The organism is Parasphingopyxis sp. (assembly GCF_052168295.1).
Taxonomy (GTDB): Bacteria; Pseudomonadota; Alphaproteobacteria; order Sphingomonadales; family Sphingomonadaceae; genus Parasphingopyxis.
Map to the genome: position 1 here is coordinate 71,384 of NZ_JBQLZN010000056.1, position 11,860 is coordinate 83,243.

At 63.6% G+C, this 11,860-nt stretch carries 9 protein-coding genes; 5 read left to right on the plus strand and 4 right to left on the minus strand.

Annotated elements, in window-relative coordinates:
• Window positions 1-168 precede the first annotated feature (168 nt).
• Both ACTS1Z_RS09710 and typA read left to right on the plus strand, forming a co-directional pair.
• Window positions 169-1,230: a TIGR00341 family protein gene (locus ACTS1Z_RS09710; protein ID WP_442624254.1), complete on the plus strand. Its 1,062-nt coding sequence runs from the start codon at window positions 169-171 to the stop codon at window positions 1,228-1,230.
• 72 nt (window positions 1,231-1,302) lie between these two features.
• Complete coding sequence (gene typA, locus ACTS1Z_RS09715; RefSeq protein WP_442624255.1) at window positions 1,303-3,120, plus strand: translational GTPase TypA; 1,818 nt, start codon at window positions 1,303-1,305, stop codon at window positions 3,118-3,120.
• Here the strand turns inward: typA and ACTS1Z_RS09720 are convergent.
• Window positions 3,117-4,595: a PQQ-dependent sugar dehydrogenase gene (locus ACTS1Z_RS09720; protein ID WP_442624256.1), complete on the minus strand. Its 1,479-nt coding sequence runs from the start codon at window positions 4,593-4,595 to the stop codon at window positions 3,117-3,119. The two genes, typA and ACTS1Z_RS09720, sit on opposite strands and share 4 nt — an antisense overlap.
• Before the next feature lie 139 nt (window positions 4,596-4,734).
• On the opposite strand from ACTS1Z_RS09720, the gene ACTS1Z_RS09725 reads away from it, so the two are divergent.
• The gene (locus ACTS1Z_RS09725) at window positions 4,735-5,259 is read left to right on the plus strand and encodes a hypothetical protein (protein WP_442624257.1); all 525 of its coding nucleotides are present in this window, start codon (window positions 4,735-4,737) and stop codon (window positions 5,257-5,259) included.
• A 9-nt stretch (window positions 5,260-5,268) separates the two neighbouring features.
• Here the strand turns inward: ACTS1Z_RS09725 and ACTS1Z_RS09730 are convergent, their stop codons facing one another.
• Both ACTS1Z_RS09730 and ACTS1Z_RS09735 read right to left on the minus strand, forming a co-directional pair.
• Window positions 5,269-5,808: a CHAP domain-containing protein gene (locus ACTS1Z_RS09730; RefSeq protein ID WP_442624258.1), complete on the minus strand. Its 540-nt coding sequence runs from the start codon at window positions 5,806-5,808 to the stop codon at window positions 5,269-5,271.
• 166 nt (window positions 5,809-5,974) lie between these two features.
• Window positions 5,975-7,906, minus strand: coding sequence for a M1 family metallopeptidase (locus ACTS1Z_RS09735; protein ID WP_442624259.1), 1,932 nt, complete (start codon window positions 7,904-7,906; stop codon window positions 5,975-5,977).
• 201 nt (window positions 7,907-8,107) lie between these two features.
• Here ACTS1Z_RS09735 and ACTS1Z_RS09740 point away from each other — a divergent pair, with 201 nt between their 5' ends.
• Entirely contained in the window at window positions 8,108-9,295 is a 1,188-nt protein-coding gene (locus ACTS1Z_RS09740; protein ID WP_442624260.1) for an acyl-CoA dehydrogenase family protein, read from the plus strand.
• A 164-nt stretch (window positions 9,296-9,459) separates the two neighbouring features.
• Window positions 9,460-10,980: an AMP-binding protein gene (locus ACTS1Z_RS09745; RefSeq protein ID WP_442624261.1), complete on the plus strand. Its 1,521-nt coding sequence runs from the start codon at window positions 9,460-9,462 to the stop codon at window positions 10,978-10,980.
• 5 nt (window positions 10,981-10,985) lie between these two features.
• Here ACTS1Z_RS09745 and ACTS1Z_RS09750 read toward each other — a convergent pair.
• Window positions 10,986-11,860, minus strand: an 875-nt coding sequence (locus tag ACTS1Z_RS09750; protein WP_442624262.1) for a TIR domain-containing protein, incomplete at its 5' end; no start/stop codon positions are given.

The following is an 11,860-nucleotide window of genomic DNA, read 5'->3' on the forward strand; positions in this document are numbered from 1 at the left end:
AAAATCATGGCGATAGCGCAAATCGCAACGGCGGGAGCGTTGCGATAGCCGGGTTCTATAGGCTTGGCTCGCGCCAGATCGTTGCGCGGCGGGTCGGAAACCTTCTCCAATCGGTTCGACACGGAGCGCGAAACGGCTAGACTGTACACGGGTAAGCGGTGAGGCAGCATGTCCGCACGATTGGTCGACATCATTGTGTCCGACACCGAAGTCAGCGCGGTGGAAGCGGTCATCCGCCGGCATTGCCGGCGCTTCTGGCAGGAAACTGTGCCGAATGGGCGCGAGAAATTTTCCTGCATAGTCCAGCCGCGTTATGTCGAACGATTGCTCGACGAACTGGACAGCCGTTTCGGCTCCTCCGCCGGATTTTCGGTGACCGTTTCCGCGCTCGAAGCGGTATTGCCGCCGCTCGAAGAGACACCGGAAACCGCACTGCCGGTCGCCGATCTGCCCCCGCCGACCCGGCTCGAGGCCTTTTTCAGCCGGGACCGGATCAGCACGGACGAAATCCACGACGATATTGCGGAGAGTATCGCGATCCGGCCATCCTATCTGCTGACCGTCGTCCTGTCGGCGGTCATCGCCGCGCTCGGGATGCGCAGCGGGCAGGTGGCGGTCGTGATCGGCGCAATGGTCATCGCGCCGCTGCTCGGCCCGACCATGGGCATGGCCTTGGCCGCAACGGTCGGCAATGCCGAGATGGCGAAACGGGCGACCGCAACGCTGATTGTCGGTGCAACGGCCGCGCTCGCTGCGACCTATGGCCTCGGCTTTCTGATTGCTGTCGACCCCACCGTTCCGGAGCTTCTGAACCGCTCGATCGTCTCGCCGGCGGACGTCACACTGGCGCTCGCCTGCGGCGCGGCGGGCGTACTCGCATTCAGTCGCGGCGCGGCATTGTCGCTCGTCGGCGTGATGATCGCCGTCGCGCTAGTGCCGCCGCTGGCGGCTGCCGGACTCTTTTTCAGCAAGGGATATGAGACGCTTGCTTTTAATGCGCTCTTTCTCTTTGCGACGAATCTGGTGTGCGTGAACCTGGCGGGGATCGCCATGTTCCTCTTTCAGGGCCTCCCGCCGAAAAGCTGGCGGATGACCGGCGGCGTGATGGCCGTCTGGGGGTTCGTACTGCTGCTCTTTCTCGGCGTAATGGCCGGCCGCATCGCGTTCGGCATCGGCTCGGAAAGCTTGGTCGAGCAGGTGCTGGATATTATCATCCGCCCGCTCGGCTAGTCTCTTGTTGCGCCGCACAAAGCCCTCTATATCGCCACCAGTCCGACGCTCCTGACAATTGAGAGATTTTCCATGGGCCTTCGCAATGTGGCCATCATCGCCCATGTCGATCACGGCAAGACGACGCTGGTCGACGAGCTTTTTCGCCAATCCGGCACCTTCCGCGAGAATGAGCGCGTCGAGGAGCGGGCAATGGATTCGAACGAGCTCGAAAAGGAGCGGGGGATCACGATCCTCGCCAAATGCACGAGCGTCGACTGGAACGACCATCACATCAATATCGTCGATACGCCGGGCCACGCCGATTTCGGCGCAGAGGTGGAGCGCATCCTCTCGATGGTCGATGGCGTGATCCTGCTGGTTGACGCGGCCGAAGGGCCGATGCCGCAGACGAAATTCGTGACCGGCAAGGCGCTCGCATTGGGCCTCAAACCCATCGTCGTCGTCAACAAGATCGACCGGCCCGATGCGCGCCCCGCCGAGGTGCTCGACGAATGTTTCGAGCTGTTCCTCGCGCTCGACGCCAATGACGAGCAGCTCGATTTCCCGACCCTCTATGCGAGCGGCCGGTCGGGTTATGCGGGGCGCGAAGACAGCGTGCGCGACGGCGACCTGACGCCGCTGTTCGAGACGATCGTCGAGCATGTCCCCGAGCCCGACGCCGATCCGGACGGCGAGTTCAAGATGCTAGCGACGCTGCTTGATCGCGACAATTTCATGGGCCGTGTGCTCACAGGGCGGATCGAATCCGGCCGGCTCGAAATGAACATGCCGATCAAGGCGATCGACGCCGAGGGCAAGGTCGTCGAGAGCGGGCGCGCGACCAAAATCCTGGCGTTCGAAGGGTTGGAACGGGTTCCCGTGGAATCTGCGAAAGCCGGCGATATCGTCGCGATCGCGGGCCTGACGGAGGCGACCGTCGCGAACACGATCTGCGCGCCTGAGGTCGAGACGCCGATTGACGCCCAGCCCATCGACCCGCCGACCCTCGCCATGACATTCGCGGTCAATGACAGCCCCTTTGCCGGCAAGGATGGCGACAAGGTGCAATCGCGCGTCATCCGCGAACGGCTCGAGCGCGAGGCCGAGGGCAATGTCGCGATCCGGATCAGCGAGAGCGCCGAGAAGGATGCCTTCGAGGTTGCCGGGCGCGGCGAACTCCAGCTTGGCGTGCTGATCGAGACGATGCGGCGCGAGGGTTTCGAGCTGTCGATCAGCCGCCCGCGTGTCCTGTTCCGCGACGGCGAGAGCGGCCGCGAGGAGCCGTACGAAACCGTCGTCGTCGATGTCGACGACGAATTCTCGGGCACGGTCGTCGAGAAGATGGCGCTGCGCAAGGCCGAGATGACCGACATGTCGCCCTCGGGCGGCGGCAAGACGCGGATCACCTTCTCCGCCCCCTCGCGCGGCCTGATCGGCTATCATGGCGAATTCCTGTCCGACACGCGCGGCACGGGCATCATGAACCGGGTTTATGAGAAATACGGGCCGTACAAGGGGCCGATCGAGGGCCGGCAGAACGGTGTGCTGATCTCGATGGAGCAGGGGGCTGCCGTCGCTTATGCGCTGAATTCGCTCGAGGAGCGCGGCATATTGTTCATCTCACCGGGCGATGCACTGTATCAGGGCATGGTGATCGGCGAGAATGCGAAGCCGCAGGATCTCGAGGTCAATCCGATCAAGACCAAGCAGCTCACCAATATCCGCTCGGCCGGCAAGGACGACGCCATCCGCCTGACCCCGCCGCGCCGGATGACGCTCGAACAGGCCATTGCCTATATCCAGGACGATGAACTGGTCGAGGTCACGCCCAAGGCTATCCGCATCCGCAAACGTCATCTCGATCCGCACGAGCGCAAGAAGGAAGCGCGCAAGGCGGAGGCGGCCTAGTCCTCTTCGACGATAAAGATGTCGCCGTCGAAATCGACGATATAGAGATCGCCATCTTCGTCCGCGACGATGGCGACGATCTGATCGATGGTGCCGGTATCGGGCGCGAAATCAGCATTGCGCAATTCATACTCGCTCGACGGGGCGATCGCCGAGCCGTCGAGCCGGCCGACCGGGATCGACCAGATGCTGCCGCTGATGAAATCGGCGAACACATATTTCCCGAACAGGTCGTCGATCGGCCCGTCATAGACCACGCCGCCGATCACCGAGGCGCCCTCGCGCGGGCCGGTGCCGTTCGCATATTCGGTCACCGGATCGGTCAGGCCACCCGGCGGGTTACCGCGAAAAGCCGCGCCGCCCTCGCGGAACGGCCAGCCGAAATTGGTGCCGCCACCAGTTACCGATGAGAGCCGGTCGACCTCCTCGAAGCTGTTCTGCCCGACATCGCCGATAAACAGGTCATCACCGGAGAAATAGGCGCGGAACGGATTGCGCAGGCCGAGCGCGAAAATCTCCGGTGCGCCGCCGCCGCCAGCAAAGGGGTTATCCGGCGGGATCCTGTAGATCGGTTGGGTCGAGGCGCCGCAGGTCGCGCAGGGTACGATCTCGATCCGCAATATCTTGCCGAGCAAGGAGTTCCGGTCCTGCGCGTTATCGTCCGGATCGCCGGAACCGCCGCCGTCGCCCGTTGCGATATAGAGATAGCCATCGGGGCCGAAATCGATCCAGCCGCCATAATGGTTGGTAAAGTTGGGGTGGGGGATGGTCAATTTGGTTTCGAATTGCGCGCCCGTGCCAAAAAGCGACCGGATATTGATCGCGCCACTTGCGTCGACGACGAACACATGAACGGTGTCATTGTTTTCGAAGTCGGGATCGGGCGCGATGCCCAGCAAGCCGCCTTCACCGGCTGCGGAAATATTGGTTACCGTCCGGTAGAGCGCGCTTTGCCCGGTGTCGGGATCGAGCGTCAGTATCCGCCCGCCTTTTTCGATCACGAACAGATCGTCGTCTCCGGGAATTTCCGCGATATAGGTTGGCTGGTCGAAACCGGTTGCGATGCGGCGCACTGCGATGCCTTCGCGGTCATTGGAAACGGTGATCGTCAGGTTGACCGTGTCAGAGGCCTGGCCGTCGCTGACGGTTACGTTGACGCGGTAGACATTGTCCAGATTGGCATCGCCCGGGAGTTCGAAATTGGGCGGTGCGTTGAACACTAGGCTGCCGGTACCGTTTATCGTGAACAGGCTCGCATCGGCGCCGCCTGAAATCGAAAAGGTCAGCGGATCGCCGTCCGGATCGGTCGCCTGGGTCTGATAGGCGCCCTGATTGTTTTCGGTTACCTGGGATGTGGCGGCCGAGGTGATCGTCGGCGCGCTATTGCCGGCCGGAGGCGGTGGCGGTGACGGGCTGCCGTCCCCGCCACAGGCGGCGAGCGCGAATGTACAGGCAGCGGCAGCCGTCAGACGCATGGGGCTGGACTCCGATTGCAAAGGCAGTGCATTCGTACCACGCGAACATCGTGGCTGCACATATCTTTCGTTTCAAACGGAAATATCGTGAACGGTTTCTTGACCCGGTTTTTGCGTAATCGACGGCGGGAGAGACCGATTGACCGCCCCGCTCAAATCCCTATCTCCGGGGCAGGTCGTTTTTGGAGGTTATGTGAAGCACGGGTCGGTTTTCGCGATGGTGATCGGTGGGCTGGCGCTGGCCGCCTGCAATCCCGATGTGGAGCAGACCAGCGGATCGGGTACCGCGCCACTTAATCGCGGCGAGGTCGAACGGTCCGATGAGCTGGTGCAGCCCGTCGTGGTCGGCCAGTTCGGGCCGCGCTTCAATGCGTGCCAGGCCACAGGGCAAGTCCGGTCGCTGGGCGGGCAGGCGGCGCTCGCCGTCCGCGCCGCGCCGTTCGATCGCGCGCGGCAGACCGACAGCATCACGGTCGGCATGCGGGTGTTCGTCTGCAATCGCAGCCACGACCAGAGCTGGCTCGCCATAGTCTATACCGAAGAGGGCGAGTTGAGCCGGACCTGCGGCGTGTCCGAGCCGATCGGGTCCCGGCGCGCCTATGACGGCCCGTGCCTGAGCGGCTGGGTGAATTCGGCCTTTATCCAGCTGCGCGAGGCGCGCTGAGCAAGAGCGCTAGTCGAGGTCTTCGATAAGCTGACCGATCCGGTCCGCATCGCCGGGCTGATAGCTGGCGAGCAGCGCGCGATTGGCGTCGACCTCGGTCGCCGCGATCCGCACTTCGGGCTCGGCCTCGATCTCGTTCGGATAGATGAACCCGTAGACCGGATAGCGCGTAATGCCGAGCTGGCCGGTCGGCGTGTGCCAGACGCGGACGATGCTCCAGTCGTTGTTCGGCGAAACGTCTTCTGCGAGCACATCGCTTTCGATCATGCCGCGGCGCGACCAGTTGGCGTGGTTCAGGCGGATCTGCCGATCATTGACGACCTCGCGGACCATCGCGACATGGCCAAGCCGCATGCGTCCATGCGAGCGGAGCACCATTACGGAGCCCGCTTCCGGCGTGCTGCCACGCTCGTAACGGCCCTCTGCCGACGCCCACCAGGTATGCGCGTTGCCGCGGATCTGAACGTCCGACACGCTGCGCGCATAGGTCACGCACTGCCAGCGCGGGTCGCGCGCTTCGGCCGGCGTGGCGATGGTGGAAATGAGCATGGCGACAGCCATCAGGCTCAGAAGAGCCCGGAAACGACCCGGAAACATGTGCGACCCCCGAAAGGCATGAATGTAAACTACCCATGCTGCTTTCCCGGAATCGCGCCGTCTTGGAAGAGTTAAGCGATAAGCGGTGGGGAGTCGGCGCTAAGCTGCGGAACCTTATCTAACCATCCGACAGGGGCACCGTTTCGTCGACGGTGCCCGTCGTGATCGCGTGATAGCGCGGCCGGGCTTCCCGATAGACTCGGCGCGCGAAGGGCTGGCCCCATTGCCCCTCGGCCATCAGCGCTTCGAACAAGGGAGCGACGAATTTGCGCCGGCCCATCGACAGCAGGAACGCTTCGGTGGAGTCCCGCGCCGCGTCGTAACGGTTCGCGATGGCGAGCTTGAGCCAGGCGAAGCGGATTTCGCTGTTGCGCGCGGCATTGAGCGAGAAGGCCTCGTCCAGCGCGTCGAGCCGGTCGTCCGCCAGCTCGCGCGGCAGACCGTTGAGGAAGCGCAGCCGCTCCTGCGTTGTCCATTCCGGCCAGTTGATGACGGTCACCTCGCCGCTTTCGGCGAAATTGGCGATTGCCTGATCGACCGCGCGGAAGCGGTTGGACTGCACATGGACGGCGTTTTCGGGCAGGCCGGGTTCGTAGATCCAGGCTTCGAGCCCGATTTCCTCGGCCTCGTCGCCCTCGAACAGATTGGCGCGCATATCGGCGATCAGCCCCGCACTGGTCTGCGGCTGGAAGGCGTTGCGATCGAAATAGTCGCGCAACCAGGCATCGAAGCGCGCGCGGCCGACCGTTTCCTCGATCGTCCGCAGGAATACCGCGCCCTTTTCATAGGCGATATTCGTCATGCCGTCGTCCGGATCGCGGCCATCAAGATCGAGATGCAGGCGGGTGTCTTCCGATGTCAGCCCGCCGACCGCCTCGACATCTTCCATCATGTCCGCCCAGCCGAGATCGGCGAGCATTTCCGCCTGTTCGCGGCCGTAAACGGCTTCCATGATGCGATTCTCGAAATAGACGGTGAAGCCCTCGTTGAGCCAGAAATCGTCCCAGCTCGCATTGGTCACCAGATTGCCGGACCAGCTATGCGCCAGTTCGTGCGCGACGAGACTGACCAGCGATTTGTCGCCCGCGAGGATCGTCGGCGTCACGAAAGTGAGCCGCGGATTTTCCATACCGCCGAACGGGAAGGCCGAGGGCAGCACGAGCAGGTCGTATCGGCCCCAGCGATACTCGCCATACAGCTCTTCCGCGGCCGAGATCATTTCTTCAATATCTTCGAATTCGCTGGCAGCCGCGGCGAGCATCGAGGGTTCGGCATAGACGCCGCTGCGATCGCCGAGCTCCTGGAAGGCGAGATCGCCCGCGGCGATGGCGATGAGATAGGGTGCGATCGGCTCGTCCATGCGGAAGCGGAAGGCGCGGCGGCCCGGCTGACCGTCGATCAGCTCGCCCTCTGGCGTCAGCATTTCCGCGCTCATAACGACGCGGATGCCTTCGGGCGCGGTGATGCGCGCGTCCCAGGTCTGGCGGATGCCGGGGCTGTCCTGCGTCGGGATCCAGCTGCGGTTGAGGATCGCCTGGCCCTGGCTAAAGAGGAACGGCTCTTCGCCGCCTTCGGTCTGTTCGGGTTCCAGCCATTGCAGGGCCGCGGCGCCCGGCGCGGACGCATAGGTGATCTTGACCTGCTCGGCGCCGTCCAGCGTGATCGTGAGCGGCGCGCCATGCACATCGCCGCTATCTTCGCCCATCTCCCAGCGCAGGGCCTCACCCTCGCCATTGACGACTTCGCGGATTTCGAGGTCCTTGCTGTCGAGCACCACTTCCTCGCCATCCTCGGCGACGTCCAGATCGAGCGTGGCCGAGCCGACCATCCGCCGTTCCTCGAAATCGGCATTGAGATCGAGCGAGACATGCGTGACCCGGGCTTCGAGCGGGTTGGCATGGCTGTGCGTATCACGCCCCTCCTCGGTCGCGTAGATGCTCTGCCCGTCGATCATCGGCGCGGCATTTCTGTCGCGCAGTTCGGGCTCGCTGCCGCATGCCGCGAGCAGGGTCGCCGCTGCCAGCGGCGCGATCAAATTGGCGATTTTCATAGTCTTGCTCTCCGAACATGTCCGGCATTCGCAGACGGCCTAGACAATCCGGCCATCCGCGTCACCCCGCCGATTTCTCTCGTAAGGCATGGCCGAGCTTGCGCTAACCCAAGCTGAACGCGTTTCCACGGCTTGACCTTGGCCGTCCTTTCCCCGACAATTGACGTGAACGTAAAGCAGCGCATTTTCAGGAGAGCAGAAATGGCCGACGTCGAACCCTTGGAAGCCTTCCGGACGGAGGTGCGTGACTGGCTGGCGGACAATTTCGATCCGGCGCTCAAAGGCCGTCACAACCCGATGGGCATGGTCGACGGGCCGACCGACATGTCGCCGGATATGGTGGAATGGCGCAAGGCGCTCGGCGAACGCGGTTTCGGCACGCCGACCTGGCCGAAGGAATATGGCGGGGCAGGGCTCTCCTCCAAGGAAGCGGCGATTCTTGACGAGGAAATGCGGAAGATCGGCGCCTACAACCCGATCGGCGGGCTGGCTGTCGGTATGTTCGCGCCGACGCTCATGGAGTACGGCACCGAGGAGCAGAAGCGCAAATGGCTCCCGCCGCTCTCCGACGGCTCGCTGCGCGGCTGCCAGGGCTATTCCGAACCGAATGCGGGGTCCGATCTCGCCAATGTGCAGAGCTTCGCAGAGGACAAGGGCGATCATTATCTGATCAACGGTCAGAAGACATGGCAGTCCGGTGGGCAGTGGGCCGATTTCTGCTTCGGCCTGTTCCGTACTGACAAGGAACACAAGCATGACGGGATTACCTTCCTGATCGTCGATATGGACCAGCCGGGCGTCGAGCGCCGCCCGATCAAGATGATCTCCGGCCTGTCGCCTTTCTGCGAGACCTTCTTCACAGATGTGAAGGTGCCGAAGGAAAATCGCGTCGGCGAGGAAGGCAAGGGCTGGACGATAGGCAAACGCCTTCTGCAGTTCGAGCGTGCCGGGATCGGCGGCGGCGGGGCGCGCGCGATGATGCGCTCGCTGGCCGATCACGCGAAGCAATATGTCGAGGTCACCGACGACGGCGAGATTGCCGATCAGGAACTGCGGCTGAAGATCATCAAGCACGAGATGTCGGTGCGCAATTTCATGGGTACGGTCGGCCGCGCCCAGCGCGAAGCGCGCGAACAGGGCGGGCCGAGCGCAACGAGTTCGGTGCTCAAGAATGTCGGCGCGAAACTGGCACAGGAACGCACGGACCTGATGGTTGAGGTGATGGGCATGCAGGGGCTTGGTTGGGAAGGCGAAGGCTTCGAGGCGGACGAGCTGAAGACGACGCGGACCTGGCTCTGGAACCGCGCGGTCACGATCTATGGCGGCTCGACGGAGATCCAGAACAACATCATCTCCAAGCGCGTGCTCGGGATGCTCGACCACCAATAGCGAGTGCGTGTCGAACAGCTGCGTCATTCCCGCGAAAGCGGGAATCCTGCTTCTTGCTTTTCCTTGTCAGCCTGACGCCCTTTTTAGGCCGGGTCGAAAGCGGGATTCCCGCTTTCGCGGGAATGACGGTAAGGGGTGAAGAGAATCAAACGAGAGGGTAGCCCATGACGACCGCCGCCGAGATGCTGCAAAGCGAATTCGCGTCCTATGCCGATGTGATCTGCGCCCATGCGACCGAACGGCCCGACGATGTCGCGGTGGTGGCCGGCGATCGGCGGCTGAGCTTTGCCGAGTTCGACAGCTATGGCGACCGGATCGCGGCGGGGTTGCAGCGGGACGGCGTGCCGGCAGGGGAGGCGGTGTCGATCTGCGGCCTCAACGGCTGGGCGTATGCGGTACTCTGGCTCGGTATCCTGCGCGCCGGATGCACGGTCGCGCCGCTGGCGCAAAGTTCGACGCCCGAAGCGCTGGCGCTGATGGTCGAGGATTGCGGTGCGCGGCTGTTTTTCGCCGATCAGTCCATCCTCGATACGGTAACGCTGCCGGACGGGGTGACACCTGTCGCGCTGGACGACGATGCGGCGTTCGAAGCCTGGCTACCCGAGGAAGGCACGAAGCCCGAGCCGGTGGAGATCGATCCCGAGCAGGGTTTCAACATCATCTATTCGAGCGGCACGACGGGGACGCCCAAGGGCATCGTCCATTCGCACCAGATGCGCTGGCGCCAGATCACGGCGTTCGGCGGGCTGATCTTCACCCCGGCGACCGTCGCCTTGCTCTCGACGCCGCTCTATTCGAACACGACGCTTGTGAGCTTCCTCCCGTGCATCGGCAATGGTGGCAAGGCCGTGCTCATGCAGAAATTCAATACGAAGGAGTTTCTGGAACTCAGCGAGCGGGAAAAGGTGACGACGGCTATGCTCGTGCCGGTCCAGTACAAGCGGCTGATGGAAGAGCCCGATTTCGATCAATTCGATCTCTCTTCCTATCTGATGAAATTCTGCACGAGCGCGCCCTTTGCGGCGGAGCTGAAAGCCGACATCCTGAAACGCTGGCCGGGCGGGCTCGTGGAGTTCTACGGCATGACCGAAGGGGGCGGGAGCTGTGCGCTGCGCGCACACGAATTCCCCGACAAGCTGCACACGGTCGGCCAGCCCATGCCGGGCCATGACATCCGGCTGATCGGCGAGGACGGCAAGGAAGTGCCGCAGGGCGAGATCGGCGAAATTGTCGGCCGTTCGGGCACGATCATGAAGGGCTATCACAACCGTCCCGAGCAGACGCGCGATACCGAATGGTATGACGAAGAGGGCAACCGTTTCATCCGCACCGGCGATGTCGGGCGGTTCGACGAGGACGGGTTCCTGACCCTGATGGACCGCCGCAAGGACATGATCATATCGGGTGGATTCAATATTTACCCCAGCGACTTGGAGGCGGTCGTTGCCGAACATCCGGAAGTCGACGAGGTCGCGGTGATCGGGGTGCCGAGCGAGGATTGGGGCGAAACGCCGGTCGGCGTCGTGGTCGGCCCGAGCGATGCGGAGGCGATCAGGGAATGGGCCAATGCCAAGCTCGGCAAGACCCAGCGGCTCTCGGCAGTCCATATCGTCGACGAGCTGCCGCGCAGCGCGATCGGCAAGGTTCTCAAGCGCGAATTGCGGGACAGCCTGAAGCTGGCCTGACCCGTTCAGCGCGCGGGATCGCGTCCGGTCTCGATAGCGTCGCTCACGCCCTGCATGGCGCCCGCGATATCGTCGAGCGCCTGTGCCTGCGACCGGACGGCGTTTTCGGCATTGGCCTCGAGCGCGATCCGCTCTTCCTCGGCGAGGATGCGGATGCGCGATTCGTGCATGTAGCCGCGGGTGCCGTCCGCGGCCATGATCTCCCACCAGTCGGCGACCTGTTCCCGAGTCGAGAACATCTCCCCGGCCGAAATCGCGCGCAATATGGCCGCGCCGCGCGCCGGCGCGTTGCGCATATAGGTGAAGCCGTCCGGGTCATCGATCACCGCACGTAGCGGAAACTCCTCGACCGGCTCCGCTTCGTCCTCGGTCGCGACGATTTCCTCGCTATCTTCTTCGACCACCGGTGGTTCGCGATCGGGAAGCCAGAGGAACAGCGCGATGGCGAGTGCGGCACCCGCCGTGCCGATCCCGGCGATCAGCGGCAGGCGGTTCGATCGCGCGGCGTTGTCCGCTTCCGTCCATTCCGGCTCGGGCGGCGGGTCGCTCGGCATGGCATAGGCGGGTTCGGCGGCTGTTCCGGGTGGGCCGCATAGCTCGGCCAGGCTCTCCCGGATCTTGCGCCATCCCGAATGCTCGTCCTCGCCCCGCCAGTCGTCGAGCATCACATACTGGATCTGGTTGAAGGGCAGGGGCGGCGGCGTGTCGTCGAGTGCGCTCTGGATCAGCTTCTTCTGGTTGCGCGCGATATCGGCCTCGGCGCGCACCCATTCCGATGCGACGGCGCTTCGCGACCAGACGACGATAGCCGCCTTGGCCGCGCCGATCTTCTCGGTGATCACATCGCCATAGGATTTGTGCGGCGGCAGTTCCTCGTCCC